Below are 25,103 nucleotides of genomic sequence, written 5' to 3' on the forward strand. Positions count from 1 at the left end.
CGGGGCAGTTACAAGTTTGTACGAACGTCCAAGTTTTGGTCGGCTGACCTAGAAGCGTTGGCCTGCTGGCTCTACGCTGCGTGGCGGGGATGGGCGAAATATGAAGGGAAACAACACAATGTCGACATCGGTGCCAGGTGCATTCGACCTGACCGGTCAGGTCGCCCTCGTCACGGGATCGAGCAGTGATCTCGGCATCGGGTTTGCGTCGGCCCGCCTGCTGGGTCAGCTCGGCGCATCGGTGATGGTCACGGGAACCACCGATCGCGCGGACGCGCGCGCCGAGGAACTACGGCAGGAGGGCATCGCCGCGCAGTCGCATACGGCCGATCTGATGGATCCCGACGCCGCACGAGGGTTGGTGGAGGCCACCGAGGCGACCTTCGGCAAGGTCGACATCTTGGTCAACAACGCTGGCCTGGCGTCGGTGCACATCCCCGAAGAGCCCAACCCGTTGATGGTGATGACCGACGACGAGTGGGCGCTGGCGCTGCGGCGCAATCTGGACAGCGCGTTCTTCGTCACCAGGGCGGCGTTGCCGGGGATGGTCAAGCGGGGTTACGGCCGCATCGTCAATGTCGCGTCGACGGCCGGTGCGCTCACTGCCTACACCGGCGACGTCGGGTACCACACCGCGAAGGCGGCGATGCTGGGGATGACGCGCTCGGTCGCAGTCGACTATGCGGCGGACGGCGTGACGGCCAACGTGGTGCTACCGGGTTGGATCGCGACGGCCGCCCAACTTCCGTCGGAGGTCGCCGCGGGCAATGCCACGCCGGTGGGCCGGTCGGCGACGGCGGCCGAGGTCGCCGCCGGTATCGCGTTCCTGGCGGCGCCGGGCGCGTCGTACGTGACGGGCACGACGTTGACGATCGACGGCGGCAACTCGATCGTCAGCGTCAAGACCGGCGACTGACCGTAGCCCCGTTCTTCCTCGGCGCTGTCCATACACACTGTATGGACAGGTTGTATGATCGGCTTTGACCACCGGGAGACAACGCGGGGAGAGCGCCATGCCTGATCGGCCGAGAATGGTGTTGGTGCACGGCGGCCATCACGGCCCGTGGGTGTGGGAGCGGCTGCAATCCGTGCTGCAACAACGTGAATGGGCCACCGACGCGGTGGCGCTGCCCAGTGCGATTAGTGACCCGGACCGGGCTGAACCGCTGCCGGGAATGTACGACGATGCCCGCGTTGTGCGCGCGGCGATCGACGCGGTCGACGGGCCCGTCATCGTCGTCGCCCATTCCCAAGGAGGTGCACCAGCCACCGAGGCCATCGCTGGTGCGGCGAATGTGGTGCACGCGGTCTTTGTCGCGGCCTACATGCTCGATGTGGGTGAGGGAGTGTTCCAAACCCACGGCATTCCGAGGCCGCCCTCGCTGAAAGGTGTTCGGTCGGCGATCAATTCGGACCTGAATCTGCCGGCCGCTTTTTACGACGGCAACCCGGACAACTCTGAAACCGCCGAAGCTTGTAGCCGACTGGTGCCCCAATCGCGCCGATCGGACTTCGAAACCGTGACGCGTGCCGGCTGGCGAACGGTACCCAACAGCTACGTCATCCCCGCCGCTGATCTGTCGATAACGGGGACCGTCGCGGAACGGCTCGCTGCGCGCGCACAGACCGTTTATCGCTGCCCGGGACATCACACTCCGTTCTATTCGCACCCGAACGAGTTCGCTGATGTTCTCAGTCAGCTCGCCCGGCCGTATGCCGTCGCTGGGTAAGGTCCGGGCCCGTGGCTTCGATCACCCGACAACGGCGCGACGCTGACCGTCAATCCGGTTCCGAGCAGCGACTATTAGATGCAGTCGAGCGATTGCTCAACGCCGGTCAGCTGTTCACCGAGATCAGTGTTCAGCGCATCCTCGAGGAAGCCGGCGTCTCGCGCGCCACGTTCTACGCACACTTTCGCGACAAGTCCGCGTTGCTGATCCGGCTTACCGACACGCTTCGCGAACGTCTGCTTGACCTAGCCCGCGCATGGGATCCAGCCGCAGGTGAAGACGGCGCAGCGCGTTATGCCGAATTCTTCCTCGAAGTCATCCGGATCCATCGCGAGAACTTCGCGGTGCTGTCCGCGGTCCGTGAGCTCGCGAGTTACGACCCGGCGGTGCACGACTTCTACACCGCCGACCTGGACGAGTTTGAAAGGGCGGTTTGTCAAACGCTCACCGAGCAGCAGCGGTCGGGGGCCACCATCAGCGAGCTATCGCCCGTTGCTGCAAGCAGAGTCATCGTCTGGGGCGGCGCCCAAGCAATCGCTCATCACATCAGTGTCGACGACGGTAGCGGTGACACTCAGTTCGCGCGCGAGCTCGGCGCGATCTGGTGGCACGGCGCATATCGGCGGCCCGCGCCGTAGGCGCTCGACCTACGATCTTCGCAGGTCAGAAGGGGTGCCCCTGTTGAGCTTCGGTTGATTCTTGACGGATCTACTCCGGCTGATCCTTGACACTCTTGTTGTGTTTTAGGGTCCGGCGTTTGTGCGCAGGGCCCGCTTGTTTCTTACCTCGCCGGTGCTGTTTCGGGCGGCGGTCTTGACCAACACGTCGCCGATGTAGAAGCGCAGCAACCCACCGTCGACGTGGACATCGCAACGCGAACCGGCGTAGTGGCGGCCCAGGCTGACCTGCTGCCAGGACACGCTCACCACCCCATTGCTGGTGACTTGCCGGCTTACCCAGTCCGAACCGGTGCGCTCAGCGCGCAGTCCCTGCTCGGCCGGCGGCCCCACCGCGGGATCGGCAACCACGGTTTGCGGGGTGAACCGTGAGTTCGGAGTCGCCATCTGTAGGGCTTGATGGGGGCGGGTGGTGTTGTAAAAGCCCACCCACTCATCCAAGGCTTGCTGGGCCGCCCTCAAATTCGCGAAAGGCGCTCTGCCGCTGAGAAATTCCGCGCGCAGGCTGCGATGGAACCGCTCAATCTTGCCCGTCGTCGTCGGCGAGCGGGGCTGAGTCAACAAATGATCGATGCCGTGTTCGCGACAGATCGCGTCGAAGAGCACCTCAACCGGCGGATGGTTGAACCGGCCGGTGAACACCTTGCCGTTATCGGTCAAGATCTGCACCGGCGCACCATAGGTCCCCAGCGCCGCGCGCAACCCATCGCAAACCGCGCGCGTGCGCTCACGAGCCATCAACTTCGCGCACACGCACATCCGGGAGTGATCATCGATGCCAGTGAGAGCTTTGGCGCGGGTGCCATCAGCCACCGGGACCCCGCCGACCACATCCATCTGCCACAACTCCATCGCCGCGCCACGTTCCCAGCGCTTCCACTTGCGCGAGCGCCGATCCCGCAGATGCGGATCAATCATCTGCGCACGCACCAACGCCCGATAGGCCGCCGACTCCGAGGGCACCGGCCTAACACCGCGCTTAGACAGTTCAAACACCAACCGCCGCGGCCCCCAATACGGCCGCGAACGCCGCAGCTCCAACAGCGCCGCCTCCACATGAGCCGGCATCTGATGCGGACACGACACCGGCCGATGCGACCGATCGATCAGACCTCCCAGACCCTCGGCCTCATAGCGGGCCAACCACGAGTGCAACGTCTGACGCGACACCCCAACCTTCGAGGCGACCTGCGAAATCGACAATCCGTCACTGATCACCGCCAACACGGCCTGATACCGCTGCTCAGCCACGCTCAACTCCCTCATCTAGGTGTACTGCCCAGGGAGGTTGGTCAACCGTGTGATGGGCGCGACCTTGCCGATCGCCGCGTGTTGCTGGTGGTGATTGTAGGTATGGAGCCAGGCTGGAAGTGCGGATCGTCGGGCTAGTTCGTTGGGGTAGTGGCGCGCGAAGGCCCATTCTTGGGCCATTGTGCGGTTGAACCGCTCGATATCGCCGTTGGACTGTGGGCGGTACGGCCGGGTGCGTTTGTGCTCGATCTGCAGTTCAGCGCACGAGGCGCGCCATGCGCGGGCCTTGTGGCAAGGGCCGGCGGCGGTGAGGCGGCGTTCGATGGGGACGGCGCGCATACGGAACCAGCCTGCTGCCCGGCGCAGGACACCAATGGCGGTCTGGGCGGTTTCGTTGTCGTGGATTTCGGCGTAGGCCACGCGCGAGTGGTCGTCGATGACGGTGTGCACGTAGGCATGCCCCATGATCGGTTGCCATCGATGGTTGCGGGTGGCGCCGGGAGTCGTAGTTCGATTCTTCGTGCCCTGGGCGCGGCCGACAAAGCGCCACCCACCGCCCACGGGGATGTTGCCAAGCTTTTTAACGTCGATGTGCATCAGCGAACCCGGATGATCGTGCTCGTAGCGTCTAATAATCTCACCAGTTCGAATGTCAATGTGCGACAGGCGATTCAGTCGACACCGCACTAGCACCGCGTGCACCGTGGAGGCTGGCATCGACAACCGGGAGGCGATCGCTAAGGGTGAGAGTCGATGCCGCCACCGTAGATGCACAATCTTTCGTACCAATGTCGAGGGTGTGCGCGTGGGGCTGCGGTGCGGCCGGCTGGATCGGTCGGTCATGCCTTGTGGGCCCATGGCCGCATACCGCGCGGCCCATCGCTTGGCGGTCGGCCAGGACACGTGGAAGTGCTCGGCGGCCCGAACAATCGGCCAGCCCTCCTCGACGACGCGACGCGCCAGTAGTAGGCGTCCACGAGGAGTCAAAACAGCATTAGCGTGGACCACGAAGGCCTCCTGATAGTTGCGGTGAAGTGGTAGCAGCTCCACCCCACGACAGGAGGCCTTCGCCATCAACGACCGCTACAGCGTGTCGTCACACTTCCCCAACCAACCTCCCTGGGCAGTACATCTAGGGAGTGTCAAGGATCAGCCGAAGTAGGTGTAAAGCATCAGCCGAAACACTGTCAGGCATCACCCGACATAGAAATGTCAGCCATCAACCGAGGTAATACATCAGAAGGGGTGCCCCCGGCAGGATTCGAACCTGCGACACCGGCTTTAGGAGAGCCGTGCTCTATCCCCTGAGCTACGAGGGCGTGACCCGCTCGGAGCTTACCGGTTGCGGTTTGTCACGCCCGCACAGCGCGGCCAAAGCGAGGTGCCCGCGCACCGTCGCCCACTTCGGGTAGCGCGCCCGCACCCAGCACGCGAACGCCTTGATCACGGCGCCACCTTCTCCAGCAGCGCACCCCACTCGTAGCGGGCGGCCGCCGTCGCGTCGTCGTCACCCGGCGCATCCTGGGCCAGCGCCACCAACGCCGCCGCGATCGACAACGTCGGCACCCAGTGCCGCTTCGACGCGCTGACGATCTCCTCCAATGCGGCGTCGACCGAGCAGCGCCGAAATGCGATCAGCACGCCCTCGGCGCGCGCGAGAGTCCTGACATCGTCCATGACGGACTGCGGGTTTCCCGCCAGCACACGATCAAAACATGCGGTTCAGCGCAGTTCCGCGATGACCTTCGCGAACACCTCCACATGCGGCGCCTGCACGATGATGTAGCTGATTCCGTAGTCGTCGCGGTAGCTGCGGATCCGGTCGGCCATGTCCTGCGTCGACCCGGACAGCACACCCGGGTGCCGCAGCAACTCCTCGTCACTCAGATGCGGCAGGAACTGGCGGGGAATCTTCAAATCCGGCATGCCCGACTCGTCGATCGGCATCGCGATGATGGCCAGGTTCAACTCGAGCGTGTCGAACCGCTCCGGCGCGGCGTTGCGGACGAAGCCGATCCGTTCGGCCAGCGGGTCGTCAGACTCGGTCGCCGCCCGGTCGCCGCCGGTGAGGCCGAGGATGTCGGCCTGCTTCGCGGCAATGGTTAGCACCCGATCACCGTTGCCCGCAATCAAGATCGGCACATCGGGCAGGTGCTCGCGCATGTACTCGATGACGTGCTGCATGTGGTCGACCCGCTGGCGCGCGCTCGGATACGGCAGCTCGGCAGCCTCGAACTCCTCGCGCACATATCCGGTGCCGAGCCCCAGCTCGAACCGGCCCTCGGTGAGGTCGCGCAGCGCACCGACGTCGCGGGCCAGCAGCGCCGGCTTGTAGAAGCCCGCGTTGAGGACGAACGTGCCAAACCGCAGCGCGCTGGTGACGGCGGCGGCCGACATCAGCACCGGAAACGGCGCGGGCGCACCGAGGTGATCCGGCACGTGCAGCACGTCGTAACCCAGCTCCTCGGCGAGGCGGGCGGCGTCCTGAACCTTCGCCCGCGTCCTGGCGTCGTGCAGTCCGAGACCGAACCGGAAGTCGTTGACCATGCGTCGATGTAAGCAGCCGCCGACGATGTTTGGCCAGCGCCGCCAGTGGGCAATACAGATCCGCCGACCTTGACCCCCGAGGTCCACAGCAGAAGGACTTACCGCCCGATCCGGCCCGTCGTGAGATATCCGACGGGCCGGATCAATATTTTGACCATGGCCACTCATCCCACTTTTGGCGTCGAAGAAGAGTTTCTCCTCGTCGACCCGGCGACCGGTGCACCTGTCGCCGCGAACGAAGCCGTCGCCGGCCACGCCGCCGAGCGCCGCGTCAAGTTGCAACTCGAGCTGACCAGCTGTCAGGTCGAGACCACCAGCGAAGTCGTCAGCGACAGTGGCGAACTACTGCACGAGCTGACCCGGTTGCGGCGCATCGCCGCCGAGGCCGCGGAAGCCGCCGGAGCGCAACTGCTCGCCGCCGCCCTGCCTCCGACACGACCGCACGGTTTCCCGATCACCGACACCCCGCGGTACCGCGAGATCGCTGCGAAGTTCGGCCGCATCGCCGAAGAGGGCATCTGCGGCGCCCACGTGCACGTCGCCGTGCCGAGCCGAGAGCTCGCGATCAGGGTGACCAATCGGCTGCGCCCGTGGCTGCCGTTGTTGCTCGCGCTGACCGCGAATTCGGCGGTGTACCGCGACGCCGACACCGGCTACGCAAGCTGGCGCAGCATCGTGTGGGCGCGCTGGCCAAGTGCCGGGCCGCCTCCGCATTTCGATTCCATCGACGAGTACGACGCGATGGTGGGGATGCTGCGGCGAGCCGGGGCGGTGCTGGACGACGGCATGGTCTATTGGGACGTGCGGCCGTCGGCCAAGTTCCCGACCGTCGAGGTGCGTGTCGCCGACGTTCCCGCGACGGTGGGCGAAACGGTGTTGCTGGCCAGCCTGATTCGGGCTGCGGTGATGACGGCGCTGACCGCCGAACGACGCGGTGATCCGACTGCGCCGCTGAGTCCGGAGGCGCTGAAGGTCGCCTACTGGAAGTCGGCCCGCGACGGCCTGGACGGGCAGGCGATCGATCTGCTCGAGAGCCACGCTCCGATGCCGGCCCGAAAGTTGTTGCAGCACATGGTCGAACACGTCCGGCCGGCGCTGGAAGACGTCGGCGACTACCAGACGGTGGTATCTGCGTTGGCGCGACTGGACGACGAAGGCAACGGCGCGATACGGCAACGACGGGCATGGAACCGGCGACACGACGCGAAGGACGTCGTCGCCGAATTGGCCGCCGCCACATTGTCTTAGGTCAACATCAGCTTGGCGAACGGCGCACCGGTGGGCTGAGCCGAACCGCCGGGCGGCTCAACCGTGAACGCCAGCATCTGCGAATCGCCGAGATCGGGCAGCACCGCCGTCGTCGACGGCGCCACATTCTCGGCGGCCATCGTCCCCGCCGACTTCGGCCCCTTGTTGTCGATCAGCCACATCTGATACACCGTCCCAGGCTTCGGCGGAGCGACGTTGTTCATCACCAGCACACCGGCGTTCTTGTCGCGGGAGAACACGACGGTCGCTGTTCCCCCGCCGGGAATCTGGCCGGACACCGTCCGCACATCCGGTGCGGCGAACACCTGCTCCGCCGTCGACGGTGTCGGTGTCGGCTGTAGCGCGATCCCGACCCCCAGCGCACCGAGGCCGATGAGCACCGCGGCCGCCGCGGCCAACCCGACGGTCTGCCATCGCCTGAGCCGCCGATTCATGCTGCGCACCGGATCACCGGTGACCTCGGTCAGCAGGCGTGCACGCAACTGGTCGGGTGGTTCGACGGCGGTGCCTGCCGACACCGCAGCCATGGCCTCCCTGACGGCGCGGACCTCTTCGGCGAACGCCGCCGCGACCTCCGGGGTAGCGGCCGCGAGCCGCTGCTCGATGTCGGCAAGCTCGGCATCGGACACCGCGTGCAACGCATACGGCGTCGCCAGCGCGATCAGGTCAGGATCAGTCGGCTCTGTCATGCCAGCCCCAGACACTTGCGCAGACTGCGGATGCCGTCGCGCATCCGCGACTTGATCGTCGCCAGATTGGCCGACAATCGTTCCGACACTTGGACATACGTCAATCCGTTGTAGTACGCGAGCTGAATGCACTCGCGCTGCGCATCCGTCAGCGAGTCCAGGCAGTCGGCCACCTGGCGCCGCTCGTCGAGCAGGATCACCGAATCCGCCACCTGGTCCGACGGCGGATCGACGTTCGCTGCGCCGTAGCGCGACTCGCGCTGACTGGCCGCCTGCTCCGACCGGACCCGATCCACCGCGCGCCGGTGCGCTAACGTCAGCAACCACGCCAGCGGCGACCCGGCGGCCGGGTCGTAACTGTCGGCGGTGCGCCACACCTGCAGATAGATCTCCTGCGTGGTCTCCTCGCTGTACCCGGGATCCCGCAGCACACGGGTGACCAGGCCGAACACCCTGGCCCGGGTGCGGTCGTAGAACGTGGCGAACGCATCGACGTCTCGGCGAGCCACCTGGTGCAGCAACGCGTCGAGTTCGGTGGTCACGAGCGGTAGCCTAGCCATCGGCCCCAATGTCGTCACGATATTCGGGGTTTGGCTGTGCTTGATGCGAAATCAGCCGAGCCGTAATGATTTTCGTATGCCCGCACGGGCGGTACTCCTCGCAGCCGAAGGATCATGGTCTGGACGCGAAAGCCCAAGGCGCCCATCAACGGAGCCAGCGGCGCAGCCACCTGCAGCCACAACAGCATGCCAACGCCGGCGCGACGCCTGCCGCCCCGCAGGGTCGCAACAAAAGCGGGCTGATTCTCGCGGTGCAGCGAAATCCTCACGTCGAGTTCGTCGTCCGGCAGCGGTGCGCTGACGAGGTAGTAGCCGTCGGCGTCGTTGAACGGAGAAGCGCGGACCTTCTTCCGCACCATCGCGGCTTGTTCGGGTGGCAGCAAATACGCGTGCCTGCTGCCGGCGATGTGTTGCACCTCGGCGACGACGTGGCGCACCGCGCCGTTCGCGTCGTGACACCAGTACAGGGTCAGCGGATTGAACGCGTACCCGAGCACGCGGGCCTGCATCACCGCGGTGATCCTTCCACCGCGCGAGTCGATGCCGTGTGTGGCAAGGAAGCTGTCGACGCGCTGACGCAACGAATCGTCGGGCGCGCCGTCGAGATGATCGGTTGCCAGGAATCGCGCAAACGGCCGAAGCCACCGCGGCAACCGCGGCAGGTCATCGATGTCGACATACCAGTAGTAGCCGTGGTGCTCGAAGTAGTGATGCGTCGGCGCACGGCGCAAATGAGTGACCCGGGTCCGGTACAGCGCCGGCGGCGACATGCTCTCCACGCCAGGTATTCGGAACCGCACGGCGCGCGGATTGGTGCGATACGTTCCCGTGGTGCCTTCGACGTTTTTCCGTGGCGGGACCATCTGGACCGGTGTGAGCGGCGAGACCACCGACGCGCTGCTGGTCACCGACGGCGTGGTGCGAGCCATCGGCGACGCTGCGCACCCCCAGGCCGGCGGGGCCGAGGAGATCGACCTCGACGGCGGGTTTTTGATGCCGTCATTTGGCGACGGGCATGCGCACCCGCTGCCGGGCGGCCTCGAGGCGGTGGGCCCGCAGGTGCGACCGTGCCAGACGGTCGACGAGATCGTGGCCGAGGTGAAGCGCTACGCCGCCGACCATCCCGACGAGGAGTGGATCGTCGGCGCCTCGTATGAGAGCAGCATGGCGCCCGGCGGGCTTTTCGACGCGCGCTGGCTGGACGCCGCGGTGCCCGACCGGCCCGTCGTGCTGCGCGCGTGGGACTACCACACGGTGTGGTGCAACAGTGTTGCGCTGCAGCGGGCAGGCATCACCACGGACACACCTGATCCGGTGCTCGGCGAGATCCCGCGCCGCGATGACGGCACGCCACTGGGCACGCTGCGCGAGTGGGGGGCTGTGGACCTCGTGCACAAGATCGTGCCCGCCCGCGACCCCGCGGTCCGTGTAGGCGCGCTGCAAACCGCCGCCCGCTACTACCAGGAGCGCGGCGTGACCTGGGTGCAGGACGCCTGGGTCGAACCCGCCGACGTCGACACCTATCTGGACGCCGCCCGACAGGACGCGCTCGAAATCCGGTTCAACCTCGGCCTGTACGCGGATCCGCGCTACTTCGACACGCAACTCGACCACTTCGTCGACGCCCGCCGTCGCGTGCAGGAGGCGGCCTCGCCGTTGCTGACCGCCAACACGGTCAAGTTCTTCGCCGACGGGGTGATCGAGAACGAAACCGGGGCGCTGCTGGCGCCGTATTGCGGCACGTTGCACGGCCACGGAGGGCAGGAGCGGAGCGACCCGGGAAACAACAGGGGCATGCAGGTGTGGGAGAACCTTGCCGACGCCGCCCGCGCGGTCGACGAACGCGGTTTCCAGATTCACATCCACGCGATCGGCGACGCCGCCGCGCGCCAGGCGCTCGACGCCATCGAACACGTCGTCGCCGTCAACGGGCCGAAAGACCGGCGGCCGGTGATCGCGCACGCGCAACTGGTCGACGATGCCGACCTGAAACGCTTTGCCGCCCTTGGCGTGATCCCCAACATGCAACCGCTGTGGGCGCAGCTCGACCCGCTGATGGTGGAACTGACCATCCCGCGGCTGGGACCCGACCGCAGCGACAAGCAGTACCGCATGCAGAGTCTCTACGAGTCGGGGGCACCGCTGGCGTTCGGCTCGGACTGGCCGGTGTCCTCGGGCGCGCCGTTGGACGGCATCGCGGTCGCCGTGTCGCGCGGCGGCTGGACACCGCAGGAGATCATCACCGTCGAACGCGCGCTCAGCGCCTACACGGCGGGAGTCGCGAAACAGGCGTTCGCCGAAGGACGTTGGGGCACGATCACTCCCGGTGCGAGCGCCGATCTGGTGTGGTTGGACTCCGATCCGCGCACGACGCCACCGGACGGTCTGGCCGATGTCGGCATCCGGGCTACATATCTGTCAGGTCGGTCGGTCTACTCGGCCACGGGTTGAAAGGGATTACCATGTCGACAGCGTCGTCGGATACCCCAGCCGTCGCCCCGCCGGGCGAAGGCCACCTGCGTCGAGTTCTCGGCGTACCGTCGCTAGTCCTGTTCGGATTGGTGTACATCGTCCCGCTGACGGTGTTCACCACCTACGGGATCGTCGTCCAGGAAAGCGGTGGCCGACTTCCGGTTTCCTACCTGGTGACCCTGGCGGCCATGGTATTCACCGCTCGGTCGTACGCCAGGATGGCCGCCGCGTACCCGGTGGCCGGTTCGACATACGCGTACACCCAGCGCACGTTCGGGGCCCCGATCGGCTTCCTGGCCGGGTGGTCGTTGCTGCTGGACTACCTGCTGCTGCCGATGCTGAACTATCTGGTCATCGGCATCTACCTCAACGCCGCGATCCCCGCCATCCCGGCGTGGGTGTTCGTCCTCCTGATGATCGTCATCGTCACGGTGCTCAACATCCTCGGCATCGTCTCGGTGGCGCGGGCCAACTTCCTGATCATCGCACTGCAGACGGTCTTCATCGTGGTGTTCCTGGTGCTCGCCTTCGTCACGTTGTCGCACAGCGGCACAGTCAATCTGGGGGGCCCGTTCGCCGGCGACGGCACCGCACCCGGGCTACAACCGGTGCTCGCGGGCGCCGCCATTCTGTGTCTGTCGTTCCTTGGTTTCGACGCGGTGTCGACACTGGCCGAAGAGGCCAACGAGCCGAGGCGAAGCGTGCCGCGCGCGATCATGATCGCCACCGTCACCGCAGGCCTGCTCTTCGTCCTGCTGTCGTACGTCTCGCAGTTGGTGTTCCCGTCCAATCAGTTCGCCGACGTCGACTCCGGGTCTCTCGACGTGATGGAAACCGCGGGCGGCCAGTTCTTGTCGACGTTCTTCACCGCGGCCTACGTCGCCGGCGCGCTGGGCTCGGCGATCACCTCGCAGGCCTCGGTGGCCAGGATCCTGTACGCGATGGGCCGCGATGGCATCCTGCCGCGGCGGGTGTTCGGGCACATCCCGCCACGGTTCACTACCCCGACCTACGCGATTCTAGTGGTGTCGGTGGTTTCGCTCGCCGCCATCTGGGCTCAACTGGACGCGCTCGCTTCCATCGTCAGCTTTGGTGCGCTGGTGGCCTTTTCGGCGGTCAACCTCACCGTCATCAAGCATTACTTCGTCGACGCAGGCGACCGTGGTGGTGGCGGTTTCGTCAACAACCTTGTGTTGCCGCTGATCGGTTTCGGCCTGACCGTGTGGCTGTGGACCAGCCTGTCGAATTATTCGCTTGTGTTCGGCTTGTGTTGGTTCGCGGTCGGGTTCCTGTGGCTGTTGTGGATGACGCGCGGCTTCCAGCGGCCCACGCCGGTGCTCGCGTTGGAGGAGTGACTAGGCCGGGCAGTAGACGGCGTTGAGCACGGCGGCGCGCGGATCGTTGGCCATCGACTCGGTCTCAGGCGGGTTCTGGGTGAACGTGACCGAAACCGCCGGTCCGCCAAATCCTTTCGCCATCAGGCTGTGAAAGCCCTCGATGTCGCCGCCGTGCGCCCACACCCTGACGCCGCAGTCGAGGTCGACGCCGGTGAGGCCAAGCCCGTAGTGGAAGCCGGGTCCGGCGTCCTTCCAGTCGACGGTGGTCATCATCTCGCGCAGTTGCGCGGGCGCGACGACGCGGCCGTCCAGCAGGGCGGTGATGAACGCCGACGTGTCCTCGCTCGTCGACACCAGCGAGCCGGCCATCCCGGCGGCCGAAGCGTTGAAAGTCGTGACGTCTTTGCGTTTTCCGTCGACCAACTCGTAGCCGTGGGCGAAGGGCGCGCGTAGCCCGTTGTCGCCCGGCGCGGGGAAGTAGGTGTCGGAAAGACCGAGCGGGCTGATGATTCGGCGGGTGATCTCTTCGGCGGCCGGATGCCCGGTCAGCTTCTCGATGAGCAGGCCTGCGACGACGTAGTTGGTGTTGGTGTACTTCATCGCGGTGCCTGGCGGGAACTGCGGCGGCCGCTTCAGCGCGGCGTCGAGCAGTTGATCGGCGGTGACGGGCTCAGTGGGAACCGGTGTGCTGGCGTCGAAGTACTCCGGCAGCCCGCTCTGATGCCGCAGCAGTTGGCGGACCGTGATGGCCTTGGCGTCGATACCCTTGCCGCGGATCCGGCCCGGTAGGTACGTCTCGATCGACGCGTCCAGATCGACCTTGCCTTCGGCGACGAGCTGCAGAACTGTCGCTGCGACAAAGGTTTTGGTGATGCTCGCGGCCCGGATGTGGGTGTGTGGCGCGAATCGGGTGTTCGTGTCGACGTCGGAATATCCGGCCGAGCCTCGAGTGACGCCGTCGTATTCACGTACGGCCGCGACACCGCCGGGCAGCTGATCTTCTTCCACGACGGTGGCCAGGGCGTCGCTCAGTCCGGGGGCGGTTTGTGAGCATGCGGCGGTGAGACAAACGAGAAGAGCGGCAGCGATCGTGAGGATGCGCACTAAGCCGAGGTTAGTTGCCACGACCGCGCGGTCGCGATCAGGCCCTGTACCAGCCGCGACGTCGCTGGGCTCAGGCCGTCGTCGCCCGGCAGCCCGCTTCGGGGGCTGATGCCGCGCACCCTGGGCGTCAACTCCAGTTGGGTGCCGCCGCCGCGGGCTCGGTTGACCGGGTTGTCGGGGTGCAGGCCACGCAGTTCGCGTGGGATCTCGGAGAGGTCCGTGACGACCTGATAGCCGGGCACCTCGACGTGGCGTGCCAGGTGCTTGGCGAGGTCTCGGTTGCGCCCGCCCGCCAGCAGTTGGGTGCTGCGTCCGATCCGGCCGTACCCGTGCAGCGACACCACCACCTCGACGTGGTCGAGAAACTCGGCCAACCGTTCGGACTCCTCGCCCCGGTAACGCGCCGACGGCAAGTGGTGCGGATACCCGTCGGGATGCCGTAACACATACAGCGACGCGTCGGCGCCGTCAGCGGCCCGCTCGGCGATGACGTCGGTCATCTGCTCGAGCCCGCCGCCGTGGATGGCAAGGAAGCCGAACCGGGACCGCAGCGTGCTGTCCTCGCTGACGCCGGGCTGGGCCAGCAACTCCGAAAGCGACTGTGGTGCTCCGGAACTCGGCATGTCGATGCGCATGGGCCAGTTCGCGGGGTCCCACCGCCGCAGGAATTCGATCCAGCGGTGGGGCAGGCCGTGGTGCATCGCGCCGTCGACGATGCGCTCCAGGTACCCAGGGCGCGGCGGGCCGGGATCGACGCGGTGGTCGATGTACACCCACGCCTCGTCGGGACCGTCGTCGGTGTGCACGGTCAGTCGGTCACGGCGATACCGCACCGGCACGCCCTCGGCGCTGTCCAGCGTGGCCAGATCGCGGTCGGTGACCTTCCACACCACACCGTGCACCTGCGACCCGTCGAACGGTTCGACGGTGGCCACACCGCGCTCGTTGATCAGCCAGTCGTGGTCGGCGAGCATCGCGGGCCTGGGATCAACCGCGCCGGGGCATCGCTGCGCCATCTGCCGCACGCACAGGTTGGACCCGTACGCGAAGTAGCTGTGACGTGCACGCATTGAATCGATTATCCCAGACGCCTGACTGCCCATCCGCGGGCTTACCGCAGGGATAGACAAATCTTCCTCGTCAGGCGGGCAATTCTGGCCTCGCAGCGATTACGGAACGGGCCTTGACCGCGGAGCATTTTCCTCATCAGACGGCGAGAGGAAGCCACCGTGAGCCAAAAGCGCAATCGCATCAAATACGCAGCGGTGCTCGTCGGCGCCGTGGCCGCTGTCGCCCTCCCATCCGCTGGACTCACTGCGGTCGCAAACGCCCAAAAGGTATGGGACATCGAGACTTACGACTACTGCATGGAACAGTCCAGGGCGCACTACCAGAGGGGCGAGATCACCCTGCAGGAGTTGACCGAGGCTGCTAAGACTTGTTGCGAATACAACGACGGGGTATGGAACGCGGCCACGCAAGACTGCCAGGCTCCGCCCGGTGACACGGCGGGAACGCGGCAAATTCCTGGCACCATCCGGATCCCGACTGACATGGCCATCGCGCCCGGGGTGACCAAACCACCTCGGCAGATCCAGGTTTCCGATCAGCCCTTCACCGTCAGGTAGATCAGCCCGACGTTCAACAGGCTGATCAGCACGGCGACGGCCCATCCCAGCGCCGTGGTGATGCGGTGATTCGTGTCCTCGCCCATCAGGTCGGGATTGCTGGTCAGCCGCACCAACGGGATCAGCGCGAACGGGATGCCGAAGGAGAGCACGACCTGCGACAACACCAGCGCGCGACTGGGGTCGATGCCGATGGCCAGGATCACCAGCGCCGGGATCAGCGTGACCAGTCGACGGAGCAACAGCGGATAGGAGCGGCGCAGTAGGCCCTGCATGATCATCGCGCCCGCGTACGCGCCCACCGACGTCGACGCCAACCCGGACGCCAACAATCCCACCGCGAAGAACAGCGCGACCGTGGGGCCCAGCGTGTCGTGGACCGCGGCATGCGCGCCTTCGATCGAGTCGGTGCTGTCCATACCCTGCAGGTTTGTGGCGGCCACCAGCAGCATCGACAGGTTCACCGCACCTGCGACCAGCATCGCCAGCGTCACATCCAGCCGCGTCACTTTCAGCAGCCAGCGCCGCTGCCTGCCCGCGGCGGGGTGGCCGTGCCGGTCGCGGGCCAGCCCGGAATGCAGATACACCGCGTGTGGCATCACCGTCGCGCCCAGCATCGCGGTGGCGAGCAGCACGCTCTCGGCGCCGTCGAACCGCGGCAACAGGCCGGCCGCCACGTCGCTCACGGGCGGCGGTTCCACGAACAAACTCGTCAGGAAGCCGATCGCGATGATCAGCAGCAGCCCGCTGATCACCCGCTCGAAGAGGCGTTGGCCGCGACGGTTCTGCACCGCCAGCAGCAGCAGCGACACCACGCCCGTGATCACTCCGCCGATGAGCAGAGGGAGATCGAACAGCAGGTGCAGCGCGATCGCGCCGCCCACCACTTCCGCGAGATCCGTCGCCATCGCCACCAATTCGGCCTGCAGCCAATAGGCGATGCGGGTACGCGTGCGGGTGTGATCGGCGACTGCCTCTGGCAGGCTGCGACCGGTGACAAGTCCCAGCTTGGCCGAGAGGAACTGCACGAGGCCGGCCATCACGTTGGCCACGAGAATGACCCAGACCAGAAGGAAGCCGTACTGCGCGCCGGCGCTGACGTTCGCGGCGACGTTGCCGGGGTCGACGTAGGCGATGGCCGCGACGAACGCAGGCCCCAGCAGAAGCCAGCTCGGCCGCAGCCGCGGCTCGGCGTCCTGAATCACCTAACCTACTTTCTATCCGGTGATGCGAATAGAAAAGTTAGGTTAGCCGAAACCCCAGGGTAGCTACCAGCCCCACCCGCCGATGCCGATGACCAAGCCGCCGCCGCCCCACCACGGCCAACCGCCGTACCAGTTGTTCTGCTGGGGCGACGTGACGATCGAGGTGCTGCCGTTGGTCTGGCACTGCGTGGTGTACGGAGCGGTGGTCGTGCACTGTGGCTGGGCCGCGGCAACGGGCGCCAGGGTCACCGCGGCGCAGGCGCCGCTCACCGCCAAAACCATTGGGAGAGAACGAATAAAGGCCCGCATGGTAGGCCTCCTTAATGGGCCATGGAACAGATGGTTAGCGATGACCCCCGCCACCGCCACCGATGATCAACGCCGGACCCCAGAACTCGTCATCCCACGGATAGGGGTAATCCGGTTCGGGCGGGGTGGCGTTGAGTTGCACGTTGCCGGGCGTCGCGCATTCGGTCGTCCCGGCACCCATATCGGTCACGCCGCCGACGCTGGTGCAGTCCGGCAACGTGGAAGAGTCGCCGGGATCGGCAAGGGCGGCGGGCGCGAAGATAAGTGCCGCTGCGGCGCCTGCCGCGACAATCAGCGGGGTGAAGTAGCGCCTGGTCCTCCGCATAGGCATGTCCTTCTTGTCAATCAGCCCCCAGCTATCAGCCAGCGTACAGCCCTTTTCCGGTAATCAGGGGTAAGTCGAGCGTCGTCGTGATACCTGGATCGGCGTCGATGACGGCAGGGATCGCGTTGACGACCCGCGCGGCGGTGGCGACCAATCCGGCGTGGTTGTGATCGCCTTTGCGGCTGCTCAGGCAAAGGTCGAGCGCGTAGGACGGTTCGCCGGTGATCTCGATGCGGTACGACCCACCTTCCTGGGCGGGCTGCGGCCAATCCGGGTGCAGGTCGTCGCGCAGTCGGGTGACGTGTTCGAGCACGACAGCGACCTTGCCGTCCTTCATGCCGCGCACCTCGAAGCGCAGTGCCGCGGCGGTGCCCTTCGCGATGTGGCCCGACGCGATGTCGAAGTCCTCGGGCGCGGGGGTTCGGGTGTAGGTCTCGGTGACCTCGTCGAGTTCGATGCCGAGTCCCGCCGCGAGTTGGCGCACGACCGATCCCCACGCCAGGCTCAGCACGCCGGGCTGCAGCAGCATCGGGATCTCGTCGAGCGGCTTGCCGAAGCCCATCACGTCGAACATGACGGTTGCGCTGTCGTAAGTGTCGTAGTTGATGATCTCCATGCAGCGGATCTGCTCGATGCTCTGGCACGTGCCGGCCAGTGCGAGTGGCACCAGATCGTTGGCGAAGCCGGGGTCGATGCCGTTGACGAAGACGCTGGCGTTGCCCGCCTTGGCCGCGTCCTCGATCGGGGTGATGAGCTCCGCCGGCAGCGTCTCCCACGGGTATTGAAGGAAGACGGCGCTGCTGCCGACGACGTTGACGCCGGCGGCGAGAATCCTGCGGTAATCCTCGAGGGCCTCGGGCAGCCGGTTGTCGGCCATCGCGCAGTAGACGGCGCACGCGGGGTTGGTGGCCAGCACCGCGTCGAGGTCGGTGGTGGCTATGACGCCCGTCGAAATGTCAAGCCCCGCAAGCTCTCCGGCGTCCTTGCCGGCCTTGGAGTCGCCGGACACCCAGACGCCGGTGAGTTCGAAGCGTGGGTCGGTGATGAGTTGGGCCAGCGCGTGGCGGCCGACGTTGCCGGTGCCGATCTGCGCGACTCTGATGGCCATGACTAGCTCCTCACAGGTCGGGGATGGGTAGGTCGAGATTGGGGATGTTGAGGCCGCCGTCGACCTCGAGCATCTTGCCGGTCAGGAAACTGCCCGCAGGAGATGCGAGATAGACGGCGGCAGCGGCGATGTCGGCCGGATCGCCGAGTCGCCGCATGGGGGTTGCCTTCTCCATCGGCTCGCGGAGTTCATCGTTGGAGGCGACGATGTCGAGCGCTGAGGTGAGGATGGATCCCGGTGCGATCGCGTTGACCCGGATCTTCGGGCACAGGTCGAGGGCGGCTTGCCGGGTGTAGTGCGCCAGCGCTCCCTTGGCGGTGGCGTATGCGGCGAATCCGCGACCCGCTAACCGGCCCATGGTCGAGGTGATGTTGATGATGCTGCCGCCGCCGGAGTGTTCGAGCATCAGCGGAACCGCAGCGGTGGTCAGGGCGTGAGCGGTCAGCACGTTGAAGGTGAAGGCGTCCTTCATGTCCTTGACCGAGGTGGTCAGCAACGTGTTCGGCATGGTGCCACCGACGTTGTTGACGACGATGTCTAGTTTGCCGAAGGCGTCGACGGCCTCGGTCGCCAGCTTGGCTGTGTCCTCGGGGTGCGCGAGGTCGGCGACGACGATGTGCGCCTTGCGGCCCGCCGCTCGGACCTGCTCGGCGACCTCCTCGAGTTGCGACTGCGTGCGGGCTGCAATCACCACGTCCGCACCGACTTCCGCGAATGCCACCGCCATCGCCGCGCCCAGTCCGCGGCCCGCGCCGGTGACCACCGCGACCTGGTCGTCCAGTCTGAACTTGTCGAGAATCACGTGTGTCGTCCTTCCCTTGCCGCGCGAACCGTAACAGGCTTTCGACTGCCGCGAGGGACGTTTTTGAAACACGTTCTATTTTCGTGAGAACTCCCAGCCACTTCTCCTACCGCGGCCGACGGGCGCACACTGGATGTACGTCCGAATGTGGGGAGCCGCGATGAGCGAGCAACGGTACGACTTTTTCGGAGAGATCTTCCAGCGGTACTTCCGGGCTGCGGTCGACATGTGTCCGCTGACGGGCGACGCACTCGTTGCGAGGTTGTTCACGCTCAGCGACGACATCCCGGATCGGCTGACGCAGATGCGGCACGCCGCGATGGCGTGGGGCACGGCCGAAACCCCGCACCCGGGCATCTCCTCGGAACTCTTCGTGATCACCCAACACGGACTGATGTACGCGGCCGGGCTGACCGAGTCCCGCCGGGCCCTGTACTACCTGGCCACGCCGCCGGGGATGTTCGACTCGCTCGTCGACCAAGTCGACACCGCCGAATTACCCGAGCGTGCGGTCGCCGTGGTCGACGACGGGTATCGCCGCGACCTCGCATCGGCGCATCCGATGGACGCGGCGCTGCGTCGGATCCTCGACGAGCACGATGCGCTGCGAGTGAATCTGCCCGCGTAGTTACTTCTTCGCCACGGCCTTCTTGGCTGCTTTCTTCGCAGGCGACTTCTTGGCCGCCTTCTTCGCCGGCGACTTCTTGGCAGCGGACTTCTTCGCCGGAGCTTTCTTGGCCGGCTTGTCGCCGTCCGACCCGCCACCGCGGCGCGCCTTCACACTGGCCTCCAGCTTGGCGAGCAGATCCGACACGTCCTCGGTCTCGTCCAGTTCCTTCGGCTGCTCCTCGGTGGTGAACGCTTCGCCGCCTTCGAGTTTCGCCTGGACCAGCTCGTGCAATTGTTCTTGATAGTCGTCGTGGTAGCGGTCGGGGTTGAAGTCGTCGGTCATCGACTCGACCACCTGGCTGGCCATTTTCAGTTCCGCCGGTTTGATTTCGACTTCCTTGTCCAACACCGGGAAGTCGGGATCACGAATCTCGTCCGGCCACAACAACGTCTGCACGATCATCACGTCGCGCTTGCTGAAATCCTGCACCCGCAACGCGGCAAGCCGTGTCTTGTTGCGCAACGCGAAGTGCACGATCGCGACGCGGTCGGTCTCCTTGAGCGTCTTGGTCAGCAGCACATAGGACTTGGACGATTTCCCGTCCGGCTCCAAGAAGTAGCTCTTGTCGTACATCATCGGATCGATCTCATTGGCTGGAACGAACTCCAGCACCTCGATCTCGCGACTGCGTTCCTCCGGAAGCGTGGCGATGTCCTCGTCGGTGATCACGACCGTCTGGCCGTCGTCGGATTCATAGGCCTTCGCGATGTCGCGGTACTCGACGACCTCGCCGCAAACCTCGCAGACCCGCTTGTACCGGATGCGTCCGTTGTCCTTCGCGTGCACCTGATGGAACTTGATGTCGTGGTCCTCGGTCGCGCTGTACACCTTGACCGGAACGTTCACCAGGCCGAACGCGATCGAACCCTTCCATATGGAACGCATAAGGCCAGGCTAGCCCGGTTGGGGCAACAACGGGCCGGACCCGGCCGCCGCGGCGTCGCGCGTCGCACGATCCGGCAGGTCAGCCCCGGCACGCGCAACCGTCAACGCCGACGACAACGCCGCCGTCTGCACCACCCCGGTCAGCGCCTCCGTCGGTATCTGCGCCAGTTGCGCCCGGCGCGCCGCGCCCAGCAAGCCGAGCGACCACAACGCGTCGATCAGACCCGTCATGAATGCGTCACCCGCCCCGACGGTGTCCACCACGTTCACTTTGCGCGCGGGCACCCGCACGGTCCCCGCCGCGCACATCGCGAACGCGCCCGCTTCACCCATCGTCACCGCGACGATCGACGGGCCCAGCGCCAGCCATGTCGCGGCGATCTGCTCCGGCGTGCGGTCGGGGTCGATCCAGCGCATGTCCTCATCGCTGGCCTTGACCACATCGCAGCGTTCGATCCACCGGTCGATGCGGCCGCGTGCGATGTCGTCGTCCTCGATTAACGCCGGCCGCACGTTCGGGTCGAACGTGATGGTCGCCGACGGGTGATACGCGTCGAGCAGCGCGGCGGTGGCCCGGCACCCCGGTTCCAGCACCGTCGCGATCGACCCCGTGTGCGCGACAAGCGGCGGCGCCACCTCCGGTGTGCCCGACAGCTGCCAGTCGATGTCGAACGTGTACTGCGCCGATCCGGTGGCGTCCAGCGTGGCCAGCGCGGTCGGTGTGCGCTCAGCGGATAGACTTCCCGAAACCAGTTGCGCGCCAGACTGCTTGACGTAGTCGAGGATGCGGTGGCCACGCGCGTCGTCACCGATGTGGGTGAGGAAGTCGACACCGCGACCCAACCGGGCCAGCCCGACCGCCACGTTCAACGGGCTGCCGCCGACGTGCTCGCCGGTGACTTCGCCGTCACGCTCGACGATGTCGATCAGCGCCTCGCCGATCACCAGCGCCCGCTGCGGCGCGCCGGGCACGGTCATGTCGTCTCCTTCAGCAGCAACGTCTCCAGCGTCGCGCGTGCCCCGTCGCGGTGCAGCGAGTCCAGCGCCCACAGATACGCCTCGACGAACCGGGGTTGCGCCGCGAGATCACCGAACAATGAGGTGTTTTCGATGAACGCTGTCGGGTGCTCGCGCTGCGACTGCGCCAACGGCACCAGCGTGTCGGCCAACTGATCCTGCACGTCGATCGGTTGGCCCTGTTCGTCGACGCCCTCGGCGTAACGGGCCCAACTGGCCACCACCGCCGCCGACAACCGGACCGGGCCACCCGAGGCGAGGTTGGCGCGGATCACCGGCACGAGCCATTTCGGGATGCGATCCGACGACCCGAAGCACAACCGCGCGATGGTGTCCTTGACGCCGGGGTTGGCGAACCGCTCGATCAGTGTGCGCTTGTAGTCGGGCAGGTCGATGCCGGGCACCGGTTTGAGCGTCGGCGTTCCCTCGGAATCCATGTACTCGAGCAGGAATTGGGCGAACAGCGGGTCACCGGCGGCGTCGTGCACCAACCGGTAGCCGGCCAGATATGCGAAGTAGCACAGGGCCTGATGGCTCGCGTTGAGCAGTCGCAACTTCATCAACTCATATGGCGTGACATCGTCGACCAACAACACGTCGGCCTTCTCCAAAGGTGGCCGCCCGTCGGCGAAATCGTCCTCGAGTACCCACGAGGTGAACGGCTCGGCGACCACGGGCCATTGGTCCTCGACACCGAATTCCTCTGCCAGCAGCCCGATCACGTCAGGCGTGGTGACGGGCGTGATGCGGTCGACCATCGAATTGGGGAAGTGGGTGTGCTCGGTGATCCACGCGCCGAGACCGGGATGGATCCGTTCGGCGTAAGTGGTGAAGGCCTGCCGCGCCACGTCGCCGTTGTTCTCGATGTTGTCGCACGACACGATCGTCGGCGATGCGATCCCGCGGTCGCGTCGGCGCGCCAATGCATCGGCGACCAAACCGAATACGTTGACCTCGCCGAGATTGTCGATGTTGTAGCCGCCCTCGGTGATGGTCAAAGAGATGATCCGCGTGCTCGGCGCGGCAAGCAGTTCGACGACGGCTTCGGGGTCGTCGGGTGCGTAGCGGTAGTCGACGATCGACCCGATCACGCGCGCGGTGCGACTGCCGTCCGGATTCTGCAGCAGCAGCGTGTACAGGCAGTCCTGCGCGGCCATGACATCGGCCATCTTGCGGTCGGCGGGCAGCACCCCGACCCCGCAGATGCCCCATTCGGTCGCCAGTCCCATCTCGAGCAGCCGGTCGACATACATCGCCTGATGGGCACGGTGAAATCCGCCGACACCGAAATGCACTATGCCGACGCCGATTTCGTCACGGCGATAGCTGGGCTTGTCGATCGGAAGCTGGGCCAGGGTCGACGAGTTCAGCTTCATGACACCACCACCACGGACTTGACGCTACCCCGTGTGCGGTCAGAGATGAGGGCGTCGGCAGCCTTCTCCAAGGGAAAGCGCGCGGTCACCATCGCGTCGAGATCCACCCGACCCGACTCGACGAGCGCGAGCGCCGTCGGCCACGTATTCGCATATCGGAACACGCCGGTGAGAACCAGTTCGCGGTTCTGGATCAGCTGCGTCGGCAACTCCATCGACTCTGCGCCCGATCCGACGAGCACCACCGTCCCCGCGGGCCGCACCGCGCGGATCCCGTCGACGACCGCCGAGGGTGCGCCGGATGCGTCGATGAATGCGTCGACCCCCAGATCACCGATCGGCTCCGCGGTCGGATCGAGCACCGCTGTCGCGCCGAACTCTTTCGCCTGGACCCGGCGCGCCTCGTCGGGATCGCTGACCACGATGTCGGTGGCGCCGTACGCCCTGGCGAGTTGAGTGAGCACGATCCCGATCGGCCCCGCGCCGGTGATCAGCACACGCGCGCCACCGTCGAGGCCTGCTTTACGCACCGCGGCGATGCCGACCGACAGCGGTTCACAGAGCGCCGCGGCGTCGTCGGATACCGAATCGGGCACCCGATGGGCGTACCCGGCGCCGATGGTGACGTAATCGCAGAACGCGCCGTCCACCGGTGGGGTCCCGTAGAACCGCATGTGCGGGCACAGGTTGTAGTGGCCGCTGCGGGTTTCGTCGCTGTCGGGGTCGGGGCGTTGCGGTTCGATCGACACCCGCTCACCGATGCGCTCGGCCGGGACGCCGGCGCCGACGCCGACGATGGTGCCGGCCGCCTCGTGGCCGAGCACCAAAGGTTGTTCGACCACGAAATTGCCGATCCTGCCGTGCCGGTAATAGTGCGTATCGGACCCGCAGACCCCGACCGACGACACCCGCACCAGCACGTCACCCGGCCCGGGCACGGGGACCGGTCGCTCCTCCATTTCGATGCGACCTGGCTCGACGAGTACTGCGGCCCGCATTCGGGTATCTGAGGAAAGTGTTGTGTGCGTCACAGTCTCCATGCTAGCCTCATGAGCATCTACTCGCACCCCTGAGCAAATGTTCACCGGTCGGAGAGGAGTGGCAGTGTCGACACCGACGTCGAATGGCAAGGTCACCGAGCTCGGCGGCCAGGTCGTGTCGACTGTGCGCGACCGCGCGGCCACCCCCGAAGACCTGCGACTCGCACTGCGGGCGGCGACGCTCTACTACCTCGACGGCCTGACCCAGGCGGAGATCGCCTCGCGGCTCGGCGTCTCGCGTCCGACGGCGGGCCGACTGGTCGCCAGGGCGAAAGCCAGGGGACTGGTCCGCATCGAGGTCGTCGTCCCGCCGGATATGCAGGACGATCTGCACGCCGACGAGGAACGCGAACTCGAGCAGCGCTTCGGGCTCACCGAGGCAGTCGTCGCGGGCCACGGCATCGACGTCGGTTCGCCAGGACGGCCCGCCGCATACGCCAGCATCGGCCGACCGGCAGCCGCGTTGCTGATGCGCCGGCTCTCGCCCGACGATGTCCTCGGCTTCACGTGGGGCCCCGAGCAGGTCGCAGTGGCCGACGCGCTCACTCCCGGGGTGGCCAGTTGCCGCGCGGTGGTCCAACTCGACGGCGCGATGTCGACCGCCGCGTATCAGACCGGCACCGAGTTCATCCTAGGTCGCTGCGCAGATATTTTGCGGGCCACCACGATTCGGTTGCCCGCACCGCTCTACGCCGACCCGTCGACGGTTGCGTCGATGCGCAGCGACTCGCTGATCTCCCGCACGCTAGAAGCGGGCCGACGGGCCGACGTGATGCTGTTCGGCGTCGGTGCGGTGTCGACGTCGACCACCCTGTTCGAGGGCAGCTTCCTCGACACCAAGATGCTCGACGAATTGATCGCGCTCGGCGCGGTCGGTGAGATCGGCGGCCGGTTCTTCGACGCCGAGGGCGCGCCCGTGGACACCGAACTACAACAGCGTGCTGTCTCCGTTCCGCTCGAGGACATCCGGGCCTGCGAGAAGACCATCCTGATCTCCAGCGACGAAACCAAGTACAGCGCCACCCTCGGCGCGTTGCGCGGCAAGCTCGCACGTCTGCTGGTCTGTGACATCGATTGTGCCCGTTGGCTATTGGCACAGTGA

General features: G+C 66.2%; 28 protein-coding genes and 1 tRNA gene. 9 read left to right on the plus strand and 20 right to left on the minus strand.

From position 1 onward, the window contains the following. Positions 1-118: 118 nt before the first annotated feature. The 3 genes from C1A30_RS31430 (at position 119) to C1A30_RS31440 (ending at position 2,368) form a co-directional block, all read left to right on the plus strand. Positions 119-916, plus strand: coding sequence for an SDR family NAD(P)-dependent oxidoreductase (locus C1A30_RS31430; RefSeq protein WP_101953021.1), 798 nt, complete (start codon positions 119-121; stop codon positions 914-916). Positions 917-1,013: 97 nt separating this feature from the next. Next, positions 1,014-1,730: an alpha/beta hydrolase gene (locus tag C1A30_RS31435; protein ID WP_101952123.1), complete on the plus strand. Its 717-nt coding sequence runs from the start codon at positions 1,014-1,016 to the stop codon at positions 1,728-1,730. 11 nt (positions 1,731-1,741) lie between these two features. Next, the gene (locus tag C1A30_RS31440) at positions 1,742-2,368 is read left to right on the plus strand and encodes a TetR/AcrR family transcriptional regulator (protein WP_200828479.1); all 627 of its coding nucleotides are present in this window, start codon (positions 1,742-1,744) and stop codon (positions 2,366-2,368) included. A gap of 105 nt (positions 2,369-2,473) precedes the next feature. Here C1A30_RS31440 and C1A30_RS31445 read toward each other — a convergent pair whose 3' ends face one another. From C1A30_RS31445 to C1A30_RS31465, 6 genes are all read right to left on the minus strand, one after another. Then, positions 2,474-3,673 carry an IS481 family transposase gene (locus C1A30_RS31445; RefSeq protein WP_101952124.1) on the minus strand — a complete coding sequence of 400 codons (1,200 nt, stop codon included), beginning with the start codon at positions 3,671-3,673 and terminating at the stop codon, positions 2,474-2,476. Next, on the minus strand, positions 3,674-4,666 hold the full coding sequence (locus C1A30_RS31450; protein ID WP_101953023.1) for an IS481 family transposase: 993 nt from the start codon (positions 4,664-4,666) through the stop codon (positions 3,674-3,676). It abuts the gene before it with no gap. 238 nt (positions 4,667-4,904) lie between these two features. Beyond that, positions 4,905-4,977, minus strand: a tRNA-Arg gene (locus C1A30_RS31455). After that, complete coding sequence (locus C1A30_RS35700; RefSeq protein WP_160112809.1) at positions 4,968-5,105, minus strand: hypothetical protein; 138 nt, start codon at positions 5,103-5,105, stop codon at positions 4,968-4,970. Before C1A30_RS35700 ends, C1A30_RS31455 begins: the two co-directional genes overlap by 10 nt. Then, positions 5,102-5,335, minus strand: a complete 234-nt coding sequence (locus C1A30_RS31460) for an ANTAR domain-containing protein (protein WP_142392689.1) — start codon at positions 5,333-5,335, stop codon at positions 5,102-5,104. Before C1A30_RS31460 ends, C1A30_RS35700 begins: the two co-directional genes overlap by 4 nt. 45 nt (positions 5,336-5,380) lie before the next feature. Beyond that, positions 5,381-6,205, minus strand: coding sequence for an LLM class F420-dependent oxidoreductase (locus C1A30_RS31465; protein ID WP_101952126.1), 825 nt, complete (start codon positions 6,203-6,205; stop codon positions 5,381-5,383). A 156-nt stretch (positions 6,206-6,361) separates the two neighbouring features. Here C1A30_RS31465 and C1A30_RS31470 point away from each other — a divergent pair, with 156 nt between their 5' ends. Further along, entirely contained in the window at positions 6,362-7,453 is a 1,092-nt protein-coding gene (locus tag C1A30_RS31470; protein ID WP_101952127.1) for a glutamate--cysteine ligase, read from the plus strand. Here the strand turns inward: C1A30_RS31470 and C1A30_RS31475 are convergent. Genes C1A30_RS31475 through C1A30_RS31485 form a run of 3 tightly spaced genes read right to left on the minus strand, consistent with a single transcriptional unit; the run spans position 7,450 to position 9,493 of the window. After that, positions 7,450-8,163, minus strand: a complete 714-nt coding sequence (locus C1A30_RS31475) for an anti-sigma factor domain-containing protein (RefSeq protein ID WP_101952128.1) — start codon at positions 8,161-8,163, stop codon at positions 7,450-7,452. The genes C1A30_RS31470 and C1A30_RS31475 overlap by 4 nt on opposite strands. Then, positions 8,160-8,723, minus strand: a complete 564-nt coding sequence (locus tag C1A30_RS31480) for a sigma-70 family RNA polymerase sigma factor (protein WP_101952129.1) — start codon at positions 8,721-8,723, stop codon at positions 8,160-8,162. Before C1A30_RS31480 ends, C1A30_RS31475 begins: the two co-directional genes overlap by 4 nt. Before the next feature lie 14 nt (positions 8,724-8,737). Continuing rightward, a complete protein-coding gene (locus C1A30_RS31485) occupies positions 8,738-9,493 on the minus strand; it encodes a DUF1365 domain-containing protein (protein WP_101952130.1) in 756 nt (251 codons plus the stop codon). A 61-nt stretch (positions 9,494-9,554) separates the two neighbouring features. On the opposite strand from C1A30_RS31485, the gene C1A30_RS31490 reads away from it, so the two are divergent. Next, on the plus strand, positions 9,555-11,174 hold the full coding sequence (locus tag C1A30_RS31490) for an amidohydrolase (protein WP_235010281.1): 1,620 nt from the start codon (positions 9,555-9,557) through the stop codon (positions 11,172-11,174). An 11-nt stretch (positions 11,175-11,185) separates the two neighbouring features. Continuing rightward, positions 11,186-12,550: an APC family permease gene (locus C1A30_RS31495; protein WP_101952131.1), complete on the plus strand. Its 1,365-nt coding sequence runs from the start codon at positions 11,186-11,188 to the stop codon at positions 12,548-12,550. Here the strand turns inward: C1A30_RS31495 and C1A30_RS31500 are convergent, their stop codons facing one another. Both C1A30_RS31500 and C1A30_RS31505 read right to left on the minus strand, forming a co-directional pair. Then, positions 12,551-13,636, minus strand: a complete 1,086-nt coding sequence (locus tag C1A30_RS31500; RefSeq protein WP_235010282.1) for a serine hydrolase — start codon at positions 13,634-13,636, stop codon at positions 12,551-12,553. It lies immediately after the preceding gene. Beyond that, positions 13,636-14,706, minus strand: coding sequence for a poly-gamma-glutamate hydrolase family protein (locus C1A30_RS31505; protein WP_101952133.1), 1,071 nt, complete (start codon positions 14,704-14,706; stop codon positions 13,636-13,638). Before C1A30_RS31505 ends, C1A30_RS31500 begins: the two co-directional genes overlap by 1 nt. 159 nt (positions 14,707-14,865) lie before the next feature. Between C1A30_RS31505 and C1A30_RS31510 the strand changes: the two genes are divergently transcribed. Then, a complete protein-coding gene (locus C1A30_RS31510) occupies positions 14,866-15,264 on the plus strand; it encodes a hypothetical protein (protein WP_142392690.1) in 399 nt (132 codons plus the stop codon). Here the strand turns inward: C1A30_RS31510 and C1A30_RS31515 are convergent. The 5 genes from C1A30_RS31515 to C1A30_RS31535 form a co-directional block, all read right to left on the minus strand. Continuing rightward, positions 15,243-16,469 (minus strand): Nramp family divalent metal transporter, encoded by a 1,227-nt coding sequence (locus C1A30_RS31515; protein WP_101952135.1) that lies wholly within the window; start codon positions 16,467-16,469, stop codon positions 15,243-15,245. The two genes, C1A30_RS31510 and C1A30_RS31515, sit on opposite strands and share 22 nt — an antisense overlap. A 63-nt stretch (positions 16,470-16,532) precedes the next feature. Beyond that, positions 16,533-16,739, minus strand: a complete 207-nt coding sequence (locus C1A30_RS31520) for a hypothetical protein (RefSeq protein ID WP_369974194.1) — start codon at positions 16,737-16,739, stop codon at positions 16,533-16,535. A gap of 73 nt (positions 16,740-16,812) precedes the next feature. Further along, positions 16,813-17,103, minus strand: a complete 291-nt coding sequence (locus C1A30_RS31525) for a hypothetical protein (RefSeq protein ID WP_101952136.1) — start codon at positions 17,101-17,103, stop codon at positions 16,813-16,815. A 34-nt stretch (positions 17,104-17,137) separates the two neighbouring features. Next, positions 17,138-18,211, minus strand: coding sequence for a diacylglycerol kinase (locus C1A30_RS31530; protein WP_101952137.1), 1,074 nt, complete (start codon positions 18,209-18,211; stop codon positions 17,138-17,140). A gap of 10 nt (positions 18,212-18,221) precedes the next feature. After that, positions 18,222-19,013, minus strand: a complete 792-nt coding sequence (locus C1A30_RS31535) for an SDR family oxidoreductase (RefSeq protein ID WP_101952138.1) — start codon at positions 19,011-19,013, stop codon at positions 18,222-18,224. Between the two features lie 160 nt (positions 19,014-19,173). Between C1A30_RS31535 and C1A30_RS31540 the strand changes: the two genes are divergently transcribed. Then, complete coding sequence (locus tag C1A30_RS31540; RefSeq protein WP_101952139.1) at positions 19,174-19,641, plus strand: glucose-6-phosphate dehydrogenase; 468 nt, start codon at positions 19,174-19,176, stop codon at positions 19,639-19,641. On the opposite strand, the gene C1A30_RS31545 is transcribed toward C1A30_RS31540, so the two are convergent. The 4 genes from C1A30_RS31545 to C1A30_RS31560 are packed head-to-tail and all read right to left on the minus strand — an operon-like array spanning position 19,642 to position 23,959. After that, positions 19,642-20,568, minus strand: a complete 927-nt coding sequence (locus C1A30_RS31545; RefSeq protein WP_101952140.1) for a Ku protein — start codon at positions 20,566-20,568, stop codon at positions 19,642-19,644. Between the two features lie 9 nt (positions 20,569-20,577). Beyond that, entirely contained in the window at positions 20,578-21,546 is a 969-nt protein-coding gene (locus C1A30_RS31550) for a carbohydrate kinase (RefSeq protein WP_101952141.1), read from the minus strand. After that, positions 21,543-22,961 carry a mannitol dehydrogenase family protein gene (locus tag C1A30_RS31555; protein WP_101952142.1) on the minus strand — a complete coding sequence of 473 codons (1,419 nt, stop codon included), beginning with the start codon at positions 22,959-22,961 and terminating at the stop codon, positions 21,543-21,545. Before C1A30_RS31555 ends, C1A30_RS31550 begins: the two co-directional genes overlap by 4 nt. Then, the gene (locus C1A30_RS31560) at positions 22,958-23,959 is read right to left on the minus strand and encodes an NAD(P)-dependent alcohol dehydrogenase (protein WP_101952143.1); all 1,002 of its coding nucleotides are present in this window, start codon (positions 23,957-23,959) and stop codon (positions 22,958-22,960) included. Before C1A30_RS31560 ends, C1A30_RS31555 begins: the two co-directional genes overlap by 4 nt. Positions 23,960-24,065: 106 nt before the next feature. On the opposite strand from C1A30_RS31560, the gene C1A30_RS31565 reads away from it, so the two are divergent. Then, positions 24,066-25,103, plus strand: coding sequence for a sugar-binding transcriptional regulator (locus tag C1A30_RS31565; protein ID WP_235010283.1), 1,038 nt, complete (start codon positions 24,066-24,068; stop codon positions 25,101-25,103).

This window comes from Mycobacterium sp. 3519A, assembly GCF_900240945.1.
Taxonomy (GTDB): domain Bacteria; phylum Actinomycetota; class Actinomycetes; order Mycobacteriales; family Mycobacteriaceae; genus Mycobacterium.

What these genes read in the sequence shown, in the direction of transcription:
- C1A30_RS31470 (WP_101952127.1), top strand. Translation starts at nt 6,362, where the DNA reads ATGGCCACTCATCCCACTTTTGGCGTCGAAGAAGAGTTTCTCCTCGTC.
- C1A30_RS31525 (WP_101952136.1), bottom strand. Translation starts at nt 17,103, where the DNA reads ATGCGGAGGACCAGGCGCTACTTCACCCCGCTGATTGTCGCGGCAGGC.
- C1A30_RS31435 (WP_101952123.1), top strand. Translation starts at nt 1,014, where the DNA reads ATGCCTGATCGGCCGAGAATGGTGTTGGTGCACGGCGGCCATCACGGC.
- C1A30_RS31555 (WP_101952142.1), bottom strand. Translation starts at nt 22,961, where the DNA reads ATGAAGCTGAACTCGTCGACCCTGGCCCAGCTTCCGATCGACAAGCCC.
- C1A30_RS31480 (WP_101952129.1), bottom strand. Translation starts at nt 8,723, where the DNA reads ATGGCTAGGCTACCGCTCGTGACCACCGAACTCGACGCGTTGCTGCAC.
- C1A30_RS31530 (WP_101952137.1), bottom strand. Translation starts at nt 18,211, where the DNA reads ATGGCCATCAGAGTCGCGCAGATCGGCACCGGCAACGTCGGCCGCCAC.
- C1A30_RS31560 (WP_101952143.1), bottom strand. Translation starts at nt 23,959, where the DNA reads ATGCGGGCCGCAGTACTCGTCGAGCCAGGTCGCATCGAAATGGAGGAG.
- C1A30_RS31505 (WP_101952133.1), bottom strand. Translation starts at nt 14,706, where the DNA reads ATGCGTGCACGTCACAGCTACTTCGCGTACGGGTCCAACCTGTGCGTG.
- C1A30_RS31540 (WP_101952139.1), top strand. Translation starts at nt 19,174, where the DNA reads ATGAGCGAGCAACGGTACGACTTTTTCGGAGAGATCTTCCAGCGGTAC.
- C1A30_RS31445 (WP_101952124.1), bottom strand. Translation starts at nt 3,673, where the DNA reads ATGAGGGAGTTGAGCGTGGCTGAGCAGCGGTATCAGGCCGTGTTGGCG.
- C1A30_RS31475 (WP_101952128.1), bottom strand. Translation starts at nt 8,163, where the DNA reads ATGACAGAGCCGACTGATCCTGACCTGATCGCGCTGGCGACGCCGTAT.
- C1A30_RS31495 (WP_101952131.1), top strand. Translation starts at nt 11,186, where the DNA reads ATGTCGACAGCGTCGTCGGATACCCCAGCCGTCGCCCCGCCGGGCGAA.
- C1A30_RS31460 (WP_142392689.1), bottom strand. Translation starts at nt 5,335, where the DNA reads ATGGACGATGTCAGGACTCTCGCGCGCGCCGAGGGCGTGCTGATCGCA.
- C1A30_RS31550 (WP_101952141.1), bottom strand. Translation starts at nt 21,546, where the DNA reads ATGACCGTGCCCGGCGCGCCGCAGCGGGCGCTGGTGATCGGCGAGGCG.
- C1A30_RS31545 (WP_101952140.1), bottom strand. Translation starts at nt 20,568, where the DNA reads ATGCGTTCCATATGGAAGGGTTCGATCGCGTTCGGCCTGGTGAACGTT.
- C1A30_RS31485 (WP_101952130.1), bottom strand. Translation starts at nt 9,493, where the DNA reads ATGTCGCCGCCGGCGCTGTACCGGACCCGGGTCACTCATTTGCGCCGT.
- C1A30_RS31465 (WP_101952126.1), bottom strand. Translation starts at nt 6,205, where the DNA reads ATGGTCAACGACTTCCGGTTCGGTCTCGGACTGCACGACGCCAGGACG.
- C1A30_RS31430 (WP_101953021.1), top strand. Translation starts at nt 119, where the DNA reads ATGTCGACATCGGTGCCAGGTGCATTCGACCTGACCGGTCAGGTCGCC.